General features: G+C 46.8%; 21 protein-coding genes. 6 read left to right on the top strand and 15 right to left on the bottom strand.

Annotated features, from left to right (window positions below):
- Positions 1-7 precede the first annotated feature (7 nt).
- The gene (locus tag V5J77_RS07060) at positions 8-679 is read right to left on the bottom strand and encodes a succinate dehydrogenase cytochrome b558 subunit (protein WP_338555070.1); all 672 of its coding nucleotides are present in this window, start codon (positions 677-679) and stop codon (positions 8-10) included.
- 218 nt (positions 680-897) lie between these two features.
- On the opposite strand from V5J77_RS07060, the gene V5J77_RS07055 reads away from it, so the two are divergent.
- Positions 898-1,788 carry a LysR family transcriptional regulator gene (locus V5J77_RS07055; protein WP_338555069.1) on the top strand — a complete coding sequence of 297 codons (891 nt, stop codon included), beginning with the start codon at positions 898-900 and terminating at the stop codon, positions 1,786-1,788.
- Positions 1,789-1,853: 65 nt separating this feature from the next.
- On the opposite strand, the gene V5J77_RS07050 is transcribed toward V5J77_RS07055, so the two are convergent.
- Positions 1,854-2,516 (bottom strand): TrkA family potassium uptake protein, encoded by a 663-nt coding sequence (locus tag V5J77_RS07050; RefSeq protein WP_338555068.1) that lies wholly within the window; start codon positions 2,514-2,516, stop codon positions 1,854-1,856.
- Between the two features lie 17 nt (positions 2,517-2,533).
- Entirely contained in the window at positions 2,534-3,877 is a 1,344-nt protein-coding gene (locus V5J77_RS07045) for a TrkH family potassium uptake protein (RefSeq protein WP_338555067.1), read from the bottom strand.
- Positions 3,878-4,217: 340 nt separating this feature from the next.
- Here V5J77_RS07045 and V5J77_RS07040 point away from each other — a divergent pair, with 340 nt between their 5' ends.
- On the top strand, positions 4,218-5,867 hold the full coding sequence (locus V5J77_RS07040) for a type II CAAX endopeptidase family protein (protein ID WP_338555066.1): 1,650 nt from the start codon (positions 4,218-4,220) through the stop codon (positions 5,865-5,867).
- Here V5J77_RS07040 and uvrC read toward each other — a convergent pair.
- Positions 5,833-7,710 (bottom strand): excinuclease ABC subunit UvrC, encoded by a 1,878-nt coding sequence (uvrC, locus tag V5J77_RS07035; RefSeq protein ID WP_338555065.1) that lies wholly within the window; start codon positions 7,708-7,710, stop codon positions 5,833-5,835. The genes V5J77_RS07040 and uvrC overlap by 35 nt on opposite strands.
- A 170-nt stretch (positions 7,711-7,880) precedes the next feature.
- Here uvrC and V5J77_RS07030 point away from each other — a divergent pair, with 170 nt between their 5' ends.
- On the top strand, positions 7,881-8,027 hold the full coding sequence (locus V5J77_RS07030; RefSeq protein ID WP_338555064.1) for a YqzM family protein: 147 nt from the start codon (positions 7,881-7,883) through the stop codon (positions 8,025-8,027).
- A 186-nt stretch (positions 8,028-8,213) separates the two neighbouring features.
- Here the strand turns inward: V5J77_RS07030 and V5J77_RS07025 are convergent, their stop codons facing one another.
- Positions 8,214-8,807 (bottom strand): TetR/AcrR family transcriptional regulator, encoded by a 594-nt coding sequence (locus V5J77_RS07025; protein WP_338555063.1) that lies wholly within the window; start codon positions 8,805-8,807, stop codon positions 8,214-8,216.
- A gap of 197 nt (positions 8,808-9,004) precedes the next feature.
- On the opposite strand from V5J77_RS07025, the gene V5J77_RS07020 reads away from it, so the two are divergent.
- The 3 genes from V5J77_RS07020 (at position 9,005) to V5J77_RS07010 (ending at position 11,169) form a co-directional block, all read left to right on the top strand.
- Positions 9,005-9,664 (top strand): SDR family NAD(P)-dependent oxidoreductase, encoded by a 660-nt coding sequence (locus V5J77_RS07020; RefSeq protein WP_338555062.1) that lies wholly within the window; start codon positions 9,005-9,007, stop codon positions 9,662-9,664.
- A gap of 39 nt (positions 9,665-9,703) precedes the next feature.
- Positions 9,704-10,348: an NAD(P)H-binding protein gene (locus V5J77_RS07015; RefSeq protein ID WP_338555061.1), complete on the top strand. Its 645-nt coding sequence runs from the start codon at positions 9,704-9,706 to the stop codon at positions 10,346-10,348.
- Positions 10,349-10,533: 185 nt separating this feature from the next.
- Positions 10,534-11,169 carry a DsbA family oxidoreductase gene (locus V5J77_RS07010; protein ID WP_338555060.1) on the top strand — a complete coding sequence of 212 codons (636 nt, stop codon included), beginning with the start codon at positions 10,534-10,536 and terminating at the stop codon, positions 11,167-11,169.
- A gap of 252 nt (positions 11,170-11,421) precedes the next feature.
- On the opposite strand, the gene V5J77_RS07005 is transcribed toward V5J77_RS07010, so the two are convergent.
- The 10 genes from V5J77_RS07005 to dnaI all read right to left on the bottom strand — a co-directional run bounded on the left by V5J77_RS07005 (position 11,422) and on the right by dnaI (position 22,328).
- The gene (locus V5J77_RS07005) at positions 11,422-11,673 is read right to left on the bottom strand and encodes a YezD family protein (protein WP_338555059.1); all 252 of its coding nucleotides are present in this window, start codon (positions 11,671-11,673) and stop codon (positions 11,422-11,424) included.
- A 58-nt stretch (positions 11,674-11,731) separates the two neighbouring features.
- On the bottom strand, positions 11,732-12,613 hold the full coding sequence (gene cysW / locus V5J77_RS07000) for a sulfate ABC transporter permease subunit CysW (RefSeq protein ID WP_338555058.1): 882 nt from the start codon (positions 12,611-12,613) through the stop codon (positions 11,732-11,734).
- A 5-nt stretch (positions 12,614-12,618) separates the two neighbouring features.
- Positions 12,619-13,485 (bottom strand): sulfate ABC transporter permease subunit CysT, encoded by an 867-nt coding sequence (gene cysT / locus V5J77_RS06995; RefSeq protein ID WP_338555057.1) that lies wholly within the window; start codon positions 13,483-13,485, stop codon positions 12,619-12,621.
- 43 nt (positions 13,486-13,528) lie between these two features.
- Complete coding sequence (locus V5J77_RS06990) at positions 13,529-14,623, bottom strand: sulfate ABC transporter substrate-binding protein (protein ID WP_338555056.1); 1,095 nt, start codon at positions 14,621-14,623, stop codon at positions 13,529-13,531.
- A gap of 400 nt (positions 14,624-15,023) precedes the next feature.
- A complete protein-coding gene (locus V5J77_RS06985; protein WP_338555055.1) occupies positions 15,024-15,953 on the bottom strand; it encodes an ATP-binding cassette domain-containing protein in 930 nt (309 codons plus the stop codon).
- On the bottom strand, positions 15,954-17,021 hold the full coding sequence (locus tag V5J77_RS06980; protein WP_338555054.1) for an ABC transporter ATP-binding protein: 1,068 nt from the start codon (positions 17,019-17,021) through the stop codon (positions 15,954-15,956).
- A 16-nt stretch (positions 17,022-17,037) separates the two neighbouring features.
- Positions 17,038-17,955: an ABC transporter permease gene (locus V5J77_RS06975; RefSeq protein ID WP_338555053.1), complete on the bottom strand. Its 918-nt coding sequence runs from the start codon at positions 17,953-17,955 to the stop codon at positions 17,038-17,040.
- 2 nt (positions 17,956-17,957) lie between these two features.
- Entirely contained in the window at positions 17,958-18,893 is a 936-nt protein-coding gene (locus V5J77_RS06970) for an ABC transporter permease (RefSeq protein WP_338555052.1), read from the bottom strand.
- 178 nt (positions 18,894-19,071) lie between these two features.
- On the bottom strand, positions 19,072-20,742 hold the full coding sequence (locus tag V5J77_RS06965; RefSeq protein WP_338555051.1) for a peptide ABC transporter substrate-binding protein: 1,671 nt from the start codon (positions 20,740-20,742) through the stop codon (positions 19,072-19,074).
- Between the two features lie 629 nt (positions 20,743-21,371).
- Positions 21,372-22,328, bottom strand: coding sequence for a primosomal protein DnaI (dnaI, locus tag V5J77_RS06960; RefSeq protein ID WP_338555050.1), 957 nt, complete (start codon positions 22,326-22,328; stop codon positions 21,372-21,374).
- Positions 22,329-22,343: the final 15 nt, after the last annotated feature.

The raw sequence follows: 22,343 nt of genomic DNA, 5'->3' as shown, positions 1-22,343 counted from the left end.
GTTCAAACTATCCGATATTAGTCCAAGCCCATGCAAGATCGGCTGCTTCCTTGAATTCGTCGCCGCGGAAGGCAACCAGCGAAAGGATAAACAGTGCAGCTACGACTACAAAAACACCCATACATATAATGGATGAAATACGTTGTGCACGAGGTCCTACTGTAATGCCCCAGCTGATCAAAAATGCCCAAAGGCCATTGGCAAAGTGGAACGTCGCTGCGAGGACTCCGACCACATAAAATACAAAATAAAGCGGGTTAGTCGCGATATTATGCATCGTGGAGCCTAGCTCTTCATGTGTGATATGGCCCATGTACACCTGAAAACGAGTTTGGTATACGTGCCAGAACACGAAGATAAACGTAATAACACCCGTTATACGCTGAAATGTAAACGCCCAGTTGCGGCCGTACTTGAAGCGCCCTAGGTTGCTGTCCGATTGATAGGCTACATATAAGCCGTACACGCCATGGAAAAGCAGCGGGAGGTAAATACCGAAAATTTCAAAAATCGGCAGCAATGGCAAGCTGTTAATGAGGCTAACGCCGCTGCTGAACCCCTCTGCCCCCCTCTCGAACGATTGATAGTTCGTAAGCGCATGCACAACGATAAACATTCCGAGTGGAATGATACCAAGCAGCGAGTGAAGCTTACGGGAAAAATACGAATTTCCTTTCATGCCTTTGTGTCTCCTTTCCAGACTGTGGTTACGCTTTCCTCAAAATACTTGTCTACAAATCAATCTACATTTTACTCTTCGGTTCTTTCTCCGTCAACAAAAGTTGACACAGTTTAGTCACACTTCCCATCGTACTCCTTTTCAGCTTATAATGGAATTGCTTATTTTTTATAATTTGTTATAACAAATCAACATAAGCAGATAGGAGCTGGCTTTTTTTGATTGAGGAAATGCATATGTTTGCCGCCATCGTCGAGCAGTCCAGCATGAACAAGGCTGCAGCGCTGCTGAATTTGTCCCAGCCTGCCCTCTCCCGTAAAATTGCCAAGCTTGAGCAGGATATCGGCTCACAGCTGTTTAGGCGAATCGGCAAGCGGCTTGAGCTGACGCCTATCGGCCAGATGACCTATGAATACGCGCTGGAGCTTCGCCAGCTGCACCGGCGGTACCTGCAGAAGGTTGCCGATTACGAGTCGGCAGGTCGAACGTCCATTACGATTGGTGCGAGCCTGACGACGCTGCAAACGACACTGCCCGATTTTATTAAAGCGCTCAATGGCAGCCATCCTGAATTCGATATTAAGGCGGTCACGGGCAAAACCCATGAGATCGTTACTTATGTAAGGGAAGGCAAAGCGGATATCGGCATTGTCGCCTCGCGTATTGAAGACGCCCAACTGCACTGCGTCCCGCTGTTTGAAGATCATCTGCTGCTCGTTCTGCCGAAAAGCATGGTTGTGACCGATAAAGGCATGCTCGGCATTCAAGACCTCAACGGCTTGCCGATTCTGCTATTCTCCAAAGGAACCTGGTATCGCATGCTTACCGACGAGTTGTTCGCCAAATATAATCTCCAGCCGGATGTGCGCATGGAAATCGACTCCTTCGAGGCCATCGTTCGGCTTCAGCACACGTGCCGAGCAGCGACACTATTGCCTCAATCGTATGTGCGCGAGCAGCTGCTGGCTGACAACGACCTCACCGTCATTCCGATTAGAGAGCTAGCGGAGACGAAGCGCACGACCTCGCTCATTCACGCCGACCCGGCAGCGCTGCATCCAGCGGTACGTCTATGGATTGAGGAGCTAGCCGCCCGTTCGAAGTCGTGAGCAGCATAGCAGCAAGAAGACAGCAGCGCAGATGCGAATAGACAAAAGCGCTGCTGTCTTTATTGTCACCTTGTTGCTGCCTCTTCAAACTGCTCAATCTGCTCATTCGTTCCGATAATGACCATGACATCACGCTCGTACAGCACATCGGTTGCCGTCGGGGCAATAATAATGCCATTCGGCTTATTTATCGCTACTATGCTGCACCCGAAGCGGGCACGCAGGTCGAGATCGCTGAGCGTTTTGCCATGCATTTTTCCCGTAACGACAAGCTCGGCAATTGTATAATCCTTGGACAGCTCGATGTAATCGAGCAAATTCGGCGACACCAGCTGATGTGCGACACGAATGCCCATATCCCGCTCCGGATAAATAACGCGATCCACGCCGATTTTTTCCAGCACTCGTCCGTGCAGCTCGTCCATCGCCTTGGCCACGACTGTCTTAACACCCAAATCCTTGAGTAAAATCGTCGTCAAAATGCTCGCTTGAATATCATCCCCAATCGCTACAACACCAACGTCAAAATTCCGAACGCCAATCGAGCGGAGCGTCTCCTCATCTGTACAATCGGCTGAGACGGTATAGGTGAGCACATCGCTCATCTCCTGCACGACCTCCTCATCCTTATCCACGCCTAGCACCTCGTAGCCTAGCTGAATCAACTCTCTGCCTAAGCTTGAGCCGAAACGCCCGAGCCCCACAATGACGAACTGGTTCTTTTTCATATAAATCCATGTTTCCCCTATCCAATTGTAATTTTGCCCTCGGGATACCGATAAAGCTCCTTGCTTGTTTTCGGATTGAGCGCATAAGCAAGCGTCAGCGGGCCTAGTCGCCCGGCAAACATCGTAATGGAGATGATGATTTTCCCGAAATCGCTCAGCTCTGGCGTGATGCCCATCGACAAGCCTACCGTCCCGAAGGCGGATGTTGCTTCAAACAAAATTTTAATAAACTGCTGATCCTCGGTTGCGGATAACAGCATCGTTACGACGACGACCAGCACCAGCGACAGCATCGTAATGGTAAGCGCCTTGAGCACCCGCTCCTTGCCGAGGCGGTAACGGAACAGGACAATGTCCTCTTTCCCCCGAAACATCGCGACAACCGCCCCTATGAGCGTCATAAACGTCGTCGTCTTGATCCCGCCCCCTGTCGAGCCGGGAGATGCGCCAATAAACATCAATATAATGGTGAAAAATAAAGTCGCTTGCCGCAAATCGGCATAGTTCAGCGTATTGGCACCTGCTGTCCTCGGCGAGACGGACTGGAAGAAGGACGACAGGATTTTTCCGCCCCAATCCAGCGAGCCAAGTGTTGACGCATTCGAAAACTCAAAGATGAAAATAACGACCGCCCCAACTGCGATGAGCGAGCCGGTCATCGCCAGCACCACCTTGCTGTGCAGTGAAAGCCGCTTGCGGCGGCGAAATTCCAGCAAATCCGAGATGACGATAAAACCGAGCCCCCCGGATATAATAAGCAGCATAGCAGTCAGGTTCACGATTGGGTCATCTACATACATCGTCAGGCTGCGGTAGTCGCCAAAAATATCGAAGCCTGCATTGTTAAACAGCGATATAGCATGAAACAAACCGAAATACATCGCTTTGCCAAACGGCATGTCGCAAGCGAAGCGCAGGGTAAACAGAAGCGTACCAATGAGCTCAAAGGACAACGAATATACAATAACCTTGCGGATGAGCCGAACAATTCCCTCCATGCTCCCCTGATTCATTGCTTCCTGCAAAATGAGCCGTTCCTTTAGTGAAATTCGTTTTTTCAGCACAAGCGCGAACAGCGTGCCCATCGTCATAAAGCCAAGCCCGCCGATTTGGATAAGCAGCATAATAATCAATTGTCCGGCGATTGAGAAATAGGTGCCGGAATCCACGACGACAAGCCCCGTCACGCTGGTTGCCGAGGTAGCTGTAAAGAAAGCATCCAGAAATCGCAGTCCGCTGCCGTCGGCCGAAGCAAATGGCAGGGATAGCAGCAGCGCTCCCAGCATAATAATAATCGCAAAGCCCACGACCAATATACGTGGCGGAGACCATTTGAGTAAGGAAAAAAACGAAATTTTCATTGCATCCACCTTAATAATGCCTATTATTCTTTTCACTTGCAGCAGTTATGTCTTAAGCTTTCCATTACACATGACTTAACGATTATAAGCTTAAAGCGTGCCGGGTATAAAACAGCCTTTTGCAAGAAAAACAGCTGATTTCATTCAAAAACAGCCCTGCAAGAGAAACAGCCTGCCATTAGCTTGCTGGATATCGTTATTTCTCTGTTTTATGAATGCAGGCAACGTTGACAAGCTCCCAAGAGGATGAAGAGCTGTTAGATTGGCGGTCGTATGGTTTAATATGGTATGTTAAGAGTGCTATGCTTTATTTTTGATTAAACTGAAATTGAGGTGAGTTATGATTGAATTTATTGCTCCACGCGAGTGGAGAAAATTTGTATGGGCCGCCGTCATTGGCGTCATCGTTTTTGTATTTTTGCAAATCATGCCCATGCTTGGCGGTCCAGCTTCAGGCGTATCAGAATCACAGGGCAACGTTATTGGCAATGAGGCAGCGCTGCAAAAAGCAACGGAATTTGCCAAGAAACAGTTCGGCGTTAACGTCACGGACGCTCATGCCGTTTATCAAACCGATAGCAATGAAACCGGCTATTTAATAAAAGAAAAGCTGTACGAGGAGTATGCCTCCAAATATATGCAGCAATTTCCGCTCGACACCTACCAAACGCAAGTTACGCTTGACGATGGCAGCACCGCGTTCATCTATCTCCACATGCAAAGCGGCAGCGTCGTCGCTTGGAACCTCCTTGGAGTGGCTACGAGCGCAAATACCATTAAAGAGAAGAAGCTGCTTCTAGATGCAGCGACCAGCTTTGCGACTACACAGGGCTTTCAAGCCAAGGATTTGAACGATGCTACCGTTAACTCCCTTGGACAGGTCGTCATTCATCCCACAGGGTATGCAGCAGGCGGCTCGCAGCTTGAGCTAAGATTTGGTTTCATTCAGAATGGCGACAAAACCATTGTTTCAACTTATAAGCCCGCATTTGTGCCACCGACAGATTATGTCGCCATTGTTGAGCAGCAAAAAAATACGGCTGACGTGTTATCGTTGATTAGCCTCACCTACATGACTTTCATCACGCTGGTGCTTGCTATTATCTATGCGATATTATACCGCCGTCATACGACATTCAAACGCGGCATTGTTATTAGCCTTATTTTCACCGTTTTTTATATTATTAACAATCTTGGCATTATGGACGGCATTATCGCCCAGCAGGGTGAACAGGTGATGAGTGATGGTCAGGTTTCTTTCATGGCATGGTTTACTGCGCTTCTCCTGCTCCCCGTTGGCGCAGCCGTCTATTTCTCCTTCGTCGCCGGAGACGGCATGTGGCGCTCGTGGAAACGTCCGGTATGGCCAGGCTTCCGGGAAAAAAATTACGGCGAGCATGTATGGCGCAGCATGGGACTCGGCTATTTAATTGCCCTGATTTTGCTGGGCGTGCAATCGGTCATTTTTCTGGTGCTCGAATCGGCAATCGGCAGTTGGAGCACCAGCGATGCGACCCAGTCTCCCTACAACATCAAATGGCTGTGGCTCATGCCGATGCTGGCTTGGTGCGCAGCGATTTCCGAGGAAGCCATTTACCGCTTTTTCGGCATTGCCCTGTTCCGCAGATGGTTCAAAAATATTTACGTAGCCGCCTTGATCCCCACCATCTTATGGGCGCTGGGGCATGTCTCCTACCCGATCTTCCCCTTTTACACCAGGCTGATTGAGCTGATTATTATTGGGTTGATCTTCAGCTACATTTTTCTGCGTTATAGCCTCATTACCGCCATATTTGTTCATGCGATATTTGATTCGCTCTTAATGGGCTTCTCGCTCATTTCTGTTGGCGGCGCTTTAAATATCGGGGCAGCGATTTTCTACGCTGTTCTGCCCGTTCCGATTGCTTATGTCCTAAGGATATGGCATAGAAAAAAAGGAGGAAGGCCGCCGCAGTTTACGGCGACGCCTCCTCCCCCAATGCCGCAATAATTTGTGCGGCAAGCTTATCTCCTATTGAAAGAGGCCGGAAATCTTCCACCGTGGCCTCTTTTATTTTTTTGATGGAGCCAAAATGCTTCAGCAGCAGCTTGCGCCGCTTCTCGCCTATGCCCGGAATGGCATCGAGCTGAGAGACGACCATCGACTTGCCGCGCTGCTCGCGGTGGAACGTAATCGCAAAGCGGTGAACCTCGTCTTGTATGCGCTGCAGCAAATAAAACTCTTGGCTGTCGCGCGGCAGAGGAATAATTTCGGCAGGATCGCCGGTCATAAGCTGAGCCGTTCGGTGCTTGGCATCTTTGACGAGGCCGCATACCGGGATAAACAGGTTCAGCTCATTTTGCAGCACGTCAATCGCTGCGGAAATTTGCCCTTTGCCGCCATCGACGACAATGAGATCCGGCGCTGCCAGCTGATCCTTCAACACCCGCTCATAGCGTCTGCGTATGACCTCGCGCATCGTCTCGTAATCATCTGGTCCAACGACCGTCTTGACCTTGTATTTGCGATATTCCTTGCGGTCCGGCTTGCCGTCAATAAATACGACCATGGCTGATACTGGATTCGTCCCTTGAATGTTGGAATTGTCAAACGCCTCAATTCGGGTCGCCTGCGGCAAGCCGAGCCATTCGGCAAGCCCTGCCGCCGCCTTGACGCTGCGCTCCTCGTCCCGCTCAATGAGCCGAAACTTGTCGGCAAGCGCAACCTTGGCGTTCTCCGTCGCCATCGAGACGACCTCACTCTTGCGTCCGCGCTGCGGCAGCAGCACCTTGACCTTCAGCCAGTGGTGCAGCGCCGCAGCGGCCTCCTCGGCAACGGACAGCTCCTTCTCTTGTAGCTGCGGGGCTTCCGCTTGCTCTGGTGCAAATGGCAGCAAAATCTGCTTCGGCAGCGCCGGGTTTTCACTATAATATTGAGTGACGAAGGTCATAAAATCATCGTATTCTTCGCCGTAATAAGGAAAGGTTGTTCCATGGCGCTCAATAAGCTTGCCTTGGCGCATATAGAGAATCTGGACGCACATCCAGCCCTTCTCGACGGCATAGCCGAAAATATCGCGGTCCATGGCGTCCGACATCGTAATTTTCTGCTTCTCCATCACCGCATCAATGGCAATAATCTGATCGCGGTATTCCTTCGCCCGCTCGAATTCAAGCTGCTCGGCAGCAGCTTCCATTTTGTGCTGTAAATCCGTTCGCACCACATCATGGCCGCCATTCAGAAAACGGGTAATTTCCTGAACCATCGCCTCATAGGTGCCCGGCTCAATGTCGTATTCACAAGGCGCAATGCATTGCCCCATATGATAATACAGACATACCTTGTCGGGCAGCGTCTTGCATTTACGCAGCGGATACAGCCGGTCCAGCAGCTTCTTCGTCTGCTGGGCTGCATACGCATTCGGATAAGGGCCGAAATATTTCCCCTTATCCTTAGCCATCCTGCGGGTTACCTCGAGCTTTGGGTGCTGCTCATGCGTAATTTTTATATAAGGAAAGGATTTGTCATCCTTCAGCAAAACATTATAGCGCGGATGATATTGCTTAATGAGATTGCACTCGAGAATGAGCGCCTCCATGTTGCTCTTCGTCAATATAAAATCAAAATCGCGGATTTCCGCAACGAGGCGCTGCGTCTTCCCATTATGAGAGCCGTTGAAATACGAGCGGACGCGATTTTTTAAAATTTTGGCTTTGCCGACGTATATGATTGTGCCTTCGCTGTTTTTCATCAAATAGCAGCCGGGCTGATCCGGCAGCAGCGCCAGCTTATGACGAATGAGCTCCGCCGCCTCAGCCGGGCTGACCGCCTGTTTCTCCTCATTCCGATTCATTTCCAAGCCTCCCTTACGGACATCTGTTCCCATGCCTTATTGTAGCATAGATTTCGAAGCAGCAGCAGCGCCCTTCCGTTAACAATAGTTGCCGTGTTTTGCTTTACAATTATTCAGATAGTTGGGTATACTATTGGTAGCTAAATCGTTTTCAAGGGAGGACGCTTGTTATGGAGAACGTTAGAGACCCGCGCGAGCATTATAACGAAGAACCGCGCCACGACCTGATGGATGTAATGTTCGGCTTCGGCGGCATGCTCGGTCTAATGACTGTCATGTTTGCAGCAGCTGTAATCGTGAAATTTATCATATCGTAGATGAATAGCGAGCCTAGCTCCAAAGGAAAGAACCTTCGATCCCGCTTTTGGCGGAAGATGCGAAGGTTCTTTTTCTTTCTTTATATTGCTTGCTGGTCATAGCCTCACTCGCCCATTAAGCGAAGGGGCAGTTTAGTTTAAGCTCAAACAAGCTCTCCCAGCTTCTGTTCCTAAGCAATTATCACATTAATCATCAATAGAAATACCTGCAGCTTTGAAGTGTCCATGAGTTAGGATTTTTCCGAATTGAGAAGCGAGTTCATTTGGAGTATAAGAAAAATCATTTTTAACCCACCATATTACAATGCCCATAAAAGTAGATGCGATATATTGGAGCAATAATTCCTTTGAAATCTTCAATGGAGTATTATCCAAGCCATCTTCCACTGTATTTTTTATTATCCCCTCCATTTTTGATTGAAAACCATAAATTCTATTTTCATCAAGTAGCAATGCTTTGTAAAAAGGAATATTGTCCTTAATTTTTTCCAGTATTGTCTGCATTAGTTGTTCAAGCATAGAGCCACTTACAGGAGATTTACTGCTCGAACAACGCTTGAGTGTACTCTTTAGTTCTTCTATTAATTCGTCCATAGATGAATTTAACAAATCGGGTTTGTTCTGATAATGAAGGTAAAATGTATTCCGGTTAATCATCGCCTTATCGGCAATATCTTGGATCGTAATCCCTTCGTATCCCTTTTCATTAAGCAGTTCTATAAACGCCTTTTTTATCGAATGTTTGGAGCGAATGATACGCAAATCAGTTTTTTTGTTCATTATGACTCGTTCCCTTATATTTTTTTGTTAGATATACGACATTTGAGCTGAAACTGTATTTTATCTCTCAAAATCAAAATTATTAAACATTGAATGCTGATCTATGATTAATTATAATAAACAAAAGATAAATAAACAACACATTGTCTATTATTTATCTTATTGATAATTAATTCTAATTGAAAGGGAGATATTAAATGAAAACTATAGCAATTGTTGGAGCAGGAGCAGGTTTAGGAATGTCCATTGCGAAGAAATTCGGACAAAATGGTTTTCGCGTAGCTCTTATTGCTCGCAATGAAGAAAAGTTGAACCAACTGGTTATTGAATTAGAGCAATTGGGAATCGAAGCTGCTTCATTTCAAGCGGATATATTAATTAAAGAACAAATTGAGATAGCATTTGCTGCTGTTAAAGAGAAGTTCGGATTTATTGATGTTCTTGAGTATAGTCCAACGCCGAGCTTTGACTCAGTAGCGCCAACATTAGATGTAACTGAAGAAAATGCGTTATACCAATTTCAATATAATGTTTTAGGTGCTTTATCGAGTGTTAAACAAGTACTTCCGGATATGTTGGATAAGCAAAGCGGTGCTCTGCTATTTACAACTGGAGGTGCTTCAGTCCACCCAGTTCCAAGGATGGGCAATGTCGGAATTGCAATCTCAGGGCTTCGTAATTATATCTTTAATTTGAACAGCGAATTAGCTGACAAAGGTATTTATGCAGGTCACCTTTCGATTGGAATTTGGATGCAGCCAAATTCAGGAGTTCAAGACAAAATCGCTGATATTTGGTACGACATGTACACCAAAAGAGACCGAGTAGAAGAGTTTATAACGGAAGATAACGTGTAAGTTGGATCATTTATTTTAAAGGAGATACAAGAAAAGAATATGAATATTACCATTTTTGGAGCAAGTGGTGCAATTGGACAGCTTCTAACACAACTAGCTTTAGATCACGGAGATTTCGTTACGGCATATGTTAGAAACCCCAAAAAAATCAGCCTCAAACATCCAAATTTGAGCCTTGTACAAGGGGAGCTTTCTAACGCTTCAACCATCGAGAAGGCAATTGCTAAATCAGATGTCGTAATCAGCACATTGGGACCAGCATCCGATATGTCACGAAAGCTTAAAGGCACGCCGATTGCTGACGGACACGAACTGATTATTAGGGCTATGAAGAAGCTTAACAAAAAAAGGTTAATTACACTTGCGACGCCAGCCTTGCAATCAGATGACGATTATAAAAATATTTCGACGATGCTTCCAGCTGCATTAGCCAAAATTTTCCTTCCAAATGGTCACGCAGAAATGAAGAAAATGGAAGGGATTATTAAACAATCGAATCTTGATTGGACAGTCGTTCGAATTATTAACCCAAATGTTAAACACAAAGGGCAATCTTATGACTATTCATTCGGTGATAAATCGGCTAAATTATCTGTTTCTAGGGAAAATGTGGCTAAATTTATGCACTCCGCCGTTCGTGACAACCAGTTGATTAGAAAAATGCCTATTATTTACAACAAATAAGATTAAAAAATTGTAAGTATTAACCCATTATTGATCTCGTTATTGATACATGGCAGTTTTGTTTACGGAAAAATTAATCACAAACGTATTATTGGAAATCATATCATATGTGTCTTCTTCATTACGTTTTCTGAAATTTCTGACTTCCTATGTTTTTAATATTTTGTAGTGAAGGGGCATTCAAAATGAAAATCGAGATATGGTCGGATTATGTTTGTCCATTTTGTTATATTGGGAAACGACGATTAGAGTCTGCGCTGGAGCAATTCGCTCATCGGAATGAAGTGGTTATTGAATATAGAAGCTTTGAACTCAATTCGGAAGCATCAATGTACTCAGGTAAAAATATGCATCAAATTCTGTCGGAGAAACATGGTATGAGTATCGAGCAAGCGAAAAAAGCAAATGCTGAACTTGGACAACAAGCGGCGTTGATGGGTCTCGTGTATAATTTCGACCAAATGAAGCCCACCAATACGTTTGATGCTCATCGTTTAACCCAATATGCCAAATCTGTTGGTAAAGATAAAGAATTAGCAGAGAAGCTGTTCTATTCTTATTACACGGACGCCAAGCTAATAAGTGATCATGATACATTAGCAAATATTGCAGAATCAGTTGGAATGAATAAAGACGAGTCAATGGCAGTTCTCCATAATCCATCCAAATATGCTAACGAAGTGCGTTCAGATGAGGCCATAGCAAAACAATTGGGAATAACAGGAGCACCTTTCTTTGTCATTGATAGAAAATACGCAATTTCCGGCGCACAACCAATTGAGGTATTTTTAAGTGCTCTTAACCAAGCATCTCAATATTAAGCTGTTATTTCATTTCTTTCATCGTATCCGCATTGCAGAAGTCGATTTCGTAAAAAATTCGCCATTACAGACATCGCGGTGAGCCTGATCACAAGTACAAATGCGAAACAATGTTCATTGCATTTACGGGGAACTCGTTCAATAAAACAGCGACAGTCTAGGACGTTATTTTCTCGTCCTTAACTGTCGCTGTTTCTATTTGCAAGGTCAGTCTCATCCATTATTTTCAGCTGACAACGACTTTCGCAACGTTTAGGCCGTTTGATGCTTATTACTGTTGCTGTTGCTATTACTGTTACTATGGCTATTGCCCGCTTGCTGCTTAACGCCCTGAGCTTCCTGCTGCTTGCTGGAGGGCTGATCATAGCGCGTCCGCTCTGTACGGTCAATCTGAACGATTCTGCCGTCATGCACCGTAATATTTACACTTCCATATTGCAGCCCGCCCACCTGATCCGCAATTCGCTTCAGCCACTGCTGATCGACTTCCAAAGGTTTTGCCATTGTCTTCTCCTCCTTTTGTTAATGCTAAAAATACAGCCTTTTCACCTTATCGCAAGCGTCAAACGGTTTGGACAGAAGCCCGTTTGTTCATTTGCCATTCCATAAGGGACTTGACGATAAGCGTTACGAACGCCAGCATCACTAGCAGCGAGGCAACGGCGAATGAAGCTGAAAACTGATATTCGTTATACAAAATCTCAATATGCAGCGGAAGCGTATTGGTCTGCCCGCGAATGTGGCCTGATACGACCGATACCGCTCCAAACTCACCCATGGCACGAGCATTACACAAAATAATGCCGTACAGCAGGCCCCATTTAATGTTCGGGTAGGTGACTCGCCAAAAAATTTGCCAGCCCTTCGCGCCAAGGCTTGCCGCCGCCTCCTCCTCTGTGACTCCCTGCGCCTGCATGAGCGGAATGAGCTCACGAGCAATGAAGGGCACCGTGACGAATACTGTGGCCAGCACAATGCCTGGCAGAGCGAAGACGAGCTGAATGCCATGGGAATCGAGCCATGGGCCGAAGAAGCCTTGCGCGCCAAACATGAGAATATAAATAAGTCCGGATATGACCGGAGATACGGCAAACGGCAAATCAATGAGCGTAATTAAAAACTGCTTGCCGCGAAAGCGAAACTTGCTGATCGCCCATGCAGCGGATATGCCGAACAGCGTATTCAGCGGCACGGCGATGACCGCTACGAGCAACGTCAGTCTCAGTGCCGATAAAGCGTCGGGGTCGGTGATCGCGGCGCGGTAAACGTCAAAGCCCTTCTTAAAGGCTTCAACAAATACAGAAACGAGCGGCAGCAGAACGATTAATGCGAGGAAAATGAGCGCTGCCGTTATAAGCACAATCCGCACCAATACCGGCTCATTAATATGCTTAGGCCGCTTGGAGGCCTCGCTCGATAAATGCGTTGTAATTGCTCCAGCCATCCTGCTTAGCCTCCTTCTACGACGCGGCGGTTAATTCGCCACTGCATGAAATTAATGAACAGCAGCAGCAGGAACGAGACGACGAGCATCACGAGCGCGATGGCAGTTGCTCCTGCGTAATCGAACTGCTCCAGCTTCGTCATAATGAGCAGCGGTGCGATTTCGGTTTTCATTGGCATATTGCCGGAGATGAATACGACGGAGCCGTATTCGCCAATGCCGCGAGCAAATGCTAGGGCGAAGCCCGTAAGCAGAGCCGGCAGCAGCTCAGGCAATATGACTTTCCAAAACGTACGCATCCGATAGGCGCCAAGCATAACGGCAGCCTCTTCTATTTCTTTATTGAGGTCCTGCAGCACAGGCTGCACCGTACGGACGACGAACGGAATGCCGATAAAGATTAGGGCAATTGTAATACCGAGCGGCGTATAAGCCACCTTGAGCCCGAGCGACTGCAGCAGCTTGCCCATCCAGCCATTTGGCGCATAAATTGCGGTTAGTGCGATACCTGCCACAGCTGTCGGCAGCGCGAATGGAAGATCGACCAGACTGTCGATAAATTTTTTGCCCGGAAAACGGTAGCGTACCAGCACCCATGCAATAAGCAGACCAAACACCATATTAACGGCTGCCGCACTGAAAGCGGTGAAGAAGCTGATTCGATAAGAAGCCAGAACCCTTGGATTCGTTACCGTGCCCCAAAATTCCGCAAAGCTGAGTCCTGTCGTCTTCATAAATACGCTGGCCAGCGGGATTAGAACGATCAGACTCAAATACACAATTGCAAATCCCATTGATAGGCCGAAGCCGGGCAAAACGTTTCGCGCCTTGCCGCCCCGACTTCTCCCTGTGCTCCTGCTGGAACCTCTCATGTGAAGTCAGCTCCATTCCACATTGTGCTGTACGTAGCGATCATTACGAGCCTGGCGTGTAAATCTTTTCGAATATGCCGCCCGCATTAAAATGCTTCTCCTGCGCCGCTTTCCAGCCGCCAAAATCTCCGTCAATCGTCAGCAAATCCAGCTTTTTGAACGTATCTGCATATTTGGCTGCAATCGTCTCATTAATCGGACGATAGTAGTTTTTAGCTGCAATTTCCTGACCTTCATCCGAGTACAAATACTCCAGATAAGCTTTAGCTACTTCGGTGCTTTTATTAGCCTCAGCGTTTTTATCAACGACCGCTACAGGCGGCTCCGCCAAAATGCTGACCGATGGATAGACGATTTCGAATTGATCGGGGCCAAGCTCCTTAATGGACAGGAAGGCTTCATTTTCCCAAGCCAGCAGCACATCGCCAATTCCTTTCTCAACAAAGGTTGTCGTTGCTCCGCGCGCACCTGTGTCGAGAACGGGTACATGCTTGAATAGCTGTGTGATGAACTCCTGCGCCTTTGCTTCGTCATTGTTGTTCTGCTTCAGCGCATAGCCCCATGCCGCCAAATAGTTCCAACGAGCTCCACCTGACGTTTGCGGGTTCGGCGTAATGACCTCCACACCATCTTTAATCAAGTCATTCCAGTCCTTGATGCCCTTCGGATTGCCTTTGCGAACAAGAAACACGATTGTTGATGTGTACGGCGAGCTGTTATGCTCGAATTTCGATTGCCAGTCTGCACTCAGCAGGCCCGGCTCTACCAAGGAATCAATATCATAGCCAAGCGCCAGTGTGACGACATCTGCTTTCAAACCGTCTATGACCGCACGGGCTTGCTTGCCTGATCCGCCATGAGACTGGCTGATCGTTACGTCTTGGCCGGTTTTATTTTTCCAATACGTTGTAAAAGCTGTATTATACTCCTCGTAAAGCTCACGAGTCGGGTCATACGATACATTCAGCAGCTTAACTGGCTCTGCTGCCTTCTCTCCTGCGGCACTCGCTTCTGTTGATGCAGCCGGCGATTCTCCCGCTCCTGCACCTGCTCCCTCGTTGCCTCCGTTTGCTCCACATGCGGACAAGATGAGCACCAATACGAGCAATAATGAAACCGACCATTTCCCCTTTAACATAAACCCTCACACCCCTGATTTTTTCTTTTTTTCTCCTGTAGTTCTGGATACGGGAGTAATGTTTTGCCGCCGGTGATCCGGTAGATAAAATATTATTCCTACCCGCTTAGTTGGTTATGGATGGATTCTACCAGCGCAATTTTGTTTAGTCAATAGGGTTTTTGAAAATAGGCGGATTCATTTATGTTAAAATCATTTTGGCAAAAAGACCGCGATTTCTCTGCTATTGCAGCAGTTCTCCATCTATAGAAAACAGGATGCTTTCGGAGGCATTCACGCAAAAAAGGACCGCTCTCAACACAGCGCAGCCGTAGGGCTTTACTGATTAGAGAGCGATCCTTCCTATTCATGCTGCCAGCGGTATTGCTGCAAGCTTTAAGGCCGATGGCTTAAACCCATTTTAATGAGAAGCTTGCAGCTGCTCCATCTCGCGTTTCGAGCAATAAACAAAATGCCCAGGCTTCACTTCACGAATTTCCGGAGGATCCTCTGGTGTATATTGATGCACATTGGGATCATAAGGCGTCCGTTTGCGCACGCGTTCCGTCTCCGGATCGGGGATCGGAATAGCCGACAGCAGCGACTTCGTATAAGGATGCATCGGATTGTTGTACAGCTCATCCGCAGAAGCAAGCTCTACCAGCTTACCGAAGTACATCACGCCGATACGATCGCTAATATATTTGACCATAGACAAATCATGAGCAATAAACAAATAAGTCAGGTTTTTCTCCCGCTGCAGCTTCTTCATCAGGTTGATAATTTGAGCCTGAATGGATACGTCAAGCGCGGAAATCGCCTCATCCGCAATAATGAAGTCAGGATCAACCGCAAGCGCGCGAGCAATACCAATCCGCTGACGCTGTCCGCCAGACGCTTCATGCGGGTAACGATTCGCATAGTCTTTGTGCAAACCTACCGTCTCCAGCAGCTCATGCACTCTCTCCATTCGTTCCTTGCTGTTTTTCGCAAGACCATGAAGGTCAATACCCTCGGCAATAATATCGCCAACGGTCATCCTCGGATTGAGCGAGGCATATGGATCTTGGAAAATCATTTGCATTTTGCGGTTCAGACGCTTCAGCTCGCTCCTGGACTTGCGTCCATGAACATTCTCGCCATTGAACAGTACTTGCCCGTCCGTCGCTTCATACAGCCGTAGAATCGTTCTGCCGGTCGTTGATTTGCCGCAGCCCGACTCGCCAACGAGCCCAAGCGTCTCGCCTTCATAAATATCGAAGCTGACATTGTCGACAGCTTTCACCATATTCGGACGGCCTTCGTTGAAATATTGCTTAAGGTTTTTAATTTCAAGCAGCTTCTTTGCCATTTAAGCCTCTCCTTCCGCAAGCACCGGCTTATCGAAAGACGCTGCCAATTTACGAACTCTCCGTTTAACCTGCTCTGGCAGCTCCACCTTCGGTGCATCCGGGTGCAGCAGCCATGTTTTGGCATAATGCGTTTCGGATACTTGGAACATCGGCGGTTCTTCCTCGAAATCAATCGCCAGCGCATAGCGGTTGCGCGGTGCAAACGCGTCGCCCTTAGGCGGATTCGTCAGGTCAGGAGGCGTGCCCGGAATGTCCAGCAGCTCGGCTTTATCCGTCATATCAAGGCTCGGCATGGACGCAAGCAATCCCCATGTGTAAGGATGGCGCGGATCATAGAAAATTTCATCAACCGTTCCAACCTCGACAATTTGACCTGCGTACATAACGGCTACACGGTCAGCCACATTTGCAACAACGCCCAAATCATGCGTGATGAAAATGACGGACATGCCGATTTTTTTCTGCAAATCCTTGATCAGCTCCAAAATTTGCGACTGGATCGTCACATCAAGCGCCGTCGTCGGCTCATCGGCAATGAGCAATCTTGGATTGGCCGCAAGCGCAATCGCAATCATCGCCCGCTGACGCATACCACCGGAAAATTCATGAGCATATTGGTTAATCCGCGTCTCTGGCATCGGAATGCCGACGAGACGAAGCAGTTCAATCGTACGTTCTTTTGCAGCGGAGCCGGAAAGCTTTTGGTGCTTTTTCAGCACCTCCATAATTTGCGGTCCAATTTTCATCGTTGGATTAAGCGAGGTCATCGGATCTTGGAAAATCATACTAATATCCTTGCCCCGTACCTTCTCCATTTGCTTATCGGTTTTTTTCACTAAATCATCGCCGTCAAACAAAATTTCACCATTCGTAATTTTGCCGGGCGGCATCGGAATGAGCTTCATAATTGTCTGAGAGGCGACACTTTTACCGGAACCGGATTCCCCTACGATGGCAAGCGTCTCGCCTTTGTACAGGTCAAAGCTAATGCCTCTGACCGCCTGTACCTCGCCGCCGTGCGTACCGAAGGAAACGCACAAATCTTTTACTTCGAGCAGCTTTTCCATTTATGCTTCCCTCCTATTATTTGCGCATTTTCGGATCGAGAGCGTCACGCAATCCGTCGCCAATTACGTTAAATGAGAAAATCGTTACACAAATCATAATGGCCGGGAAGAACAAACGCCATGGATAATATTTAAGGGCAGGCAATCCATCGGATGCCATTGTACCCCAGCTTGCGATTGGCGGCGTTAAGCCCAGTCCCAAATAGCTGAGGAAGGATTCCGTAAAAATCGCTGATGGTATGGTCAACGTCATTGTAATCAGAATAGGACCCATTGCATTTGGAATCAAATGCTTTCTCATAATCCAAGGCATTGTAGCGCCGAGCGTACGAGCGGCCAGCACATACTCGCGGTTTTTCAGCGACAGCACTTGTCCCCGAACGATACGCGCCATATTGATCCAGCCGGTTATCGTCATCGCTACAATCATCGTTCCCAAGCTTTGCCCGAATACGACCATCAAAATAATCGCAAGCAGCAAGTACGGGATACCGTAAAGAACGTCGGCAAAACGCATCATGCCTTCATCCACACGTCCGCCCTTGTAAGCGGCAATTCCGCCCCAAAGGACACCAATAAACAAGTCAATAAGTGCGGCTGCAAGGCCGATAAACAGGGAAATTCTTGCGCCTTGCCAAACACGGGCAAACATGTCGCGTCCAAGATCATCCGTGCCGAACCAGTGCTCAGCGGAAGGTGCCTGGTTTTTGTTGCCTAGATCGTTGGTGCGGTAATCGAACTCAGTCATATACGGGCCAAATATAGCCATACAGACCAAAATAACGAGCAAAACAATTCCAACCATAGCTAGTTTGTTTTTAGCGAAGCGCCGAACGACATCCTGCCAGAAAGTAAGGCTTGCCTTCGCCACATTATCTGTTCCTTGCTGCTGCAAGCCAACCAGCTTAAAGCGATCTTTAGATATTGGTTCCATCGTCAAGCCCCTTTCTTCCCGCGCCCAAGTTTAATACGGGGATCAATTAATCCATACAAAATGTCAACCAAGAGTACGCTAAAGAGAAGGATAATACTGTAGAACACGGTAACACCCATAATAACGGTGTAATCACGGTTGCCAATACTCACAACAAAGTGGGAGCCAAGGCCTGGTATACCGAATATACGCTCGATAACAAAGCTGCCTGTAATAACGCCCGCCGAGAGCGGACCCATATAGGAAACGACAGGCAGCAGCGCATTGCGCAGCGTATGTTTAACGGTAATCATAAACTCGCTAAGGCCCTTGGCCTTGGCCGTCTTAATATAATCATTGCTGAGCACTTCAAGCATGCTAGAGCGTGTCAGGCGAGCGATAAACGCCGTTGGCGTGGAAGCCAGAGCAATCGCCGGCAATACCGTATGCATGAAGGTTCCCCATCTCGCAACAGGAAAAATGCCAAACTTAATAGCCAGCACATATTGCAGCACGGTTGCCATAATGAAGGAAGGTACAGAAATCCCTGCCACCGCAATAATCATCGCGGTATAATCCTGCCAACGATTATGCTTAAGCGCAGCAATTACACCAAGAATAACACCGACTGCAAGCGCGAGGAAAATCGCTTCGAGGCCAAGCACGAGCGACACAGGAAAACCAGTGTTAATTAAATCATTAACGGTCTGGCTTTTGTACTTGAAGGAAGGGCCAAAATCCCATTGAAGCACTTTCAGCAAATAATCGCCATATTGCGCATACCACGGCTGATCCAGACCATAGTGAGCCAGCAGATTGGCTTTAATTTCCGGCGGCAGCTGCTTCTCCGACGTAAACGGGTTACCAGGAGCAAGACGCATCAAGAAAAAGGTAGCTGTAATAATCAGCCACAACGACAAAAGGATATACAGCAAACGTCTGCCAATATATTTCACCATAATAGTCTGGCACCTCCTATTAGTTTCGAGCTTTATTTACATATAAGGGGACTATAGCCCCGCATTTTCATAACAAAGGAACACCCCGAACCACCTGAAAATGTGATCCGGGATGTTCCGCCCACCATACCGCTGCATCCGGTTATGGTCGACTATTCTTTTTTACATCATACTAGCATTATGCTTCGATGTAGGCCCATTTGTATGTCAAATCGCCCAAACCGCTAACTACAACACCTTTAAGTTTTTCGTTTTGAACCCAGTTCATCGTATAGAAATAAATTGGCGCTACAGGCATATCTTCCATGAAGATCGCTTCTGCTTGTTTCAACATTTCCGTACGTTTCGCAGCATCTTGCTCAGATGCGGAATCAATCAGCAATTTTTTGTATTCTGCATTTTCCCAGCCTGTATCGTTGTTGCCGCCGTCAGCATCGCGGTACAGCTCAAGGAAGTTAATTGGATCATTGAAATCTCCAAGCCAGCCCAGACGGCCTACTTGGTAGTCGCCAGCATGCAATTTCTCGATGTATACAGCCCACTCTGCGTTATCAAGCGTTACTTCTATACCAAGGTTTTTGGACCACATGTCTTGAATCGCTTGAGCGATTTTTTGGTGTGATTCATTTGTATTGTAAGAAATCGTAATTGGAGGAAGCTCAGAAGCATCTTTCAGACCCATTTCTTTCAAGCCTTCAGCCAAAAATTCTTTTGCTTTCGCCATATCGTTATCGGCAAAATAACCTTTTTCGTTCTCAGCAAACATCGTTGGAGGCACGATTGCCATCGCTGGCAATTGCTCGCCTTGTGTAATGTTGTCGATCAGTTCTTGACGATTCATCGCGTAAGCCAGTGCTTTACGGATATTTTTGTTATCTAGTGGAGCAACTTTTGTGTTGAACTTGTAGTTGTAAATACCTGCAATAGCTTGAGTATGCAAAGTGCCTTGGTCTTTCAGAGCTTGCATCGCATCAACTGGCAATTGACCGTTCGGCTGTCCAGCCCAGTCCAGCTCGCCATTGTCAAACATCGAAAGCTCAGTATTGAAGTCATTGATCATCGAGAAGTTGATTTTAGTCAATTTCACGTTGTCTTTATCCCAATACGTATCGCTTTTCTCAATAATAAGGTTGTCGCTGTGTTTCCATTCGGTCATGTGGAAAGGACCGTTTGTTGTATATTGGTCGCCTGCATCATTAGCCCAATCCTTGTTGGCTGCAGCAATTTTGCTGTTTACTGGCAGGTAGGTGTAGAATGCTGTCAATTCAAGGAAGAAAGAAGTCGGGTTAGCAAGCGTAACTTCAAGCGTCGTGTCGTTAACTGCTTTAATGCCTACATCTTCAATTTTTCCTTTGCCGAGGTTAGCGGCCTCTGCTCCTTTAATATAATAAAGCTGGTAAGCATAATCTGCTGCGTTAGCTGGGTCAAGAACCCATTTCCATGCATATTCAAAGTCTGCGGCAATTACTGGATCGCCGTTGGACCATTTAGCGCCGTCGCGAATTGTGAATGTGTATACCGTTTGGTCAGGAGAAACTTCAACTTTCGAAGCTGCTGCATTTTCAGGGTGACCGTCTTGTCCAATACGAGTCAAACCTTCGAACGTTTGACGCAAAATCGTACCGGATGTGGAGTCGCTTGCTTTACCAGGGTTAAGTGTTGGTGGTTCAGATGCAATGTTTACGCTAATCTCTTGCTTGTCAGCCAATTTCACTTCCGCAGCGGTAGCATCTGGGCTAGCCTCTCCCGGATTGTTCGTGCCTGAGTTTTTGCCTGCATTTCCACAAGCGCTGATGAGCAAAGTCATCACAAGCAAAGTACTGAGTAAAAACGAATACTTCTTTTTCATGCGTTTATTTCCTCCCAATTAATATTTCAATATGAATCTCTCTTATTCTTCCTTTGTCCCTTATACAGTGAACATACGTTCATATTTGTGTAGAACCGAAATAAAAAAATATTATCCACTGAATGTAAAGATGAATATATATTTGGCATAAGGAATAATTATGAATAGATCGAGATTCTCTATTTGATGCTAGAGATTATAGCATAAAATCAGACTTAATCAACTACCCATTTCGATAAAACTGAGCAATATCACATACTACGGCTGTTTTGCGTAAGGTATTATGTCCGAAATTACAGCGTTTGATTAAAATCAACACAAAAAATTAATTTTAAAATTTTTTAATGAAAACGCAAACATTTTTAATTCAAGTAGCGTATAAATTAACATTTAATACCAATAATGCGTTTACATTTTTAGAGGGAAAAATAGCTTCATACACTTTTATTCATTCGCTGTGAACCGTTGTGTCCCAGAATTTTGGGTATAGATACGCCATTGCACGATCATTGCTTATTCATTACAAAAGTAAAACATTTATAAATGTTTACAGATGCAAAAAACCCTGTCGAAACGTTCTCGACAGGGTTTTTAGAATATCCTAAAGGGTAAAATTTTAATCAAATTTTTTATTTTAATCCTCGTTTATTGTCGCCTGTGACGATAATCACATCGACATAGGGCCGAATACGATCCATTAATCGCTGCCCTTTATACACTTCATCGCCATCCTTGCTTGTGAAGCTGAAATGCCTCTCTAGCCCATCAAGCTCATAATTGGACGTATACAGCGTCGGCTTCCGGTTCATTCGGTAATTTAATATGGAGCCAAGCACATGATCCCTCGCCCAAGGATTCAAGTTCTCCGCACCGATATCGTCAAAGATGAGCAGATCCGTTTCCTTCATCATCTCTACCGTTTCCCGCAGCTTCGCAGGCTCATGCATCATCGACTTCAAATCCTCGACAAAATCAGGCATATAGACGATAACGCCCGAATAATCAGCTTTCGCCAGCTCATGCAGCAGATAGCACATGAGAAAGGTTTTCCCCGTTCCAAATTTTCCGGCTAAATACAGACCATTAGGCTGAAGGCCCTGCTCCTTTGTCCGATCAATATATTCAATGACGCGGTAAGCCGCTTCCGCACGGGTAGGGTCCTTGTCCAAAATTTCGAGCGCCGAATAGCCGCTCTTGAGCGCACGGTCATCCACATAGAAGCTGCGAATCCGTTTCTTGATGCGCTCCTCATTGCGGCGAGCGATCATCTTCTTGCACGCAACCTTGCGGTCATGCAGCTGTACGCGCTCCTGCACCGTATCGCATGAAAGCAGCGTATAATGACCCTCAAAGTCATTCGGACATTGGTCGAGACCCGGGCAGTTCGTGCAATTCCGATATTCGGTTACATATTGATAGACCCGGTTCAAATTAAGACGAACCGCCTGCTCATTCAGCTCGGGATGCTTCTCCCGCAGCCGATGCACAAGCGGATCGGCAAGCAGCTCTTCCAGCTTGCGATCCGCTTGATCCGTTAATGACTTGCCCGCAGGCCATGCTTTCAGAAGCTCACCCAGCGATTCCATTCTTAATCACCCCCG

Origin of the sequence: Paenibacillus sp. KS-LC4, from assembly GCF_036894955.1 — a bacterium.
In the GTDB taxonomy this organism is placed as follows: domain Bacteria; phylum Bacillota; class Bacilli; order Paenibacillales; family Paenibacillaceae; genus Pristimantibacillus.
The sequence above is the reverse complement of the archived record's forward strand: the minus strand, read 5'-3'. Positions and strand labels throughout refer to the sequence as shown.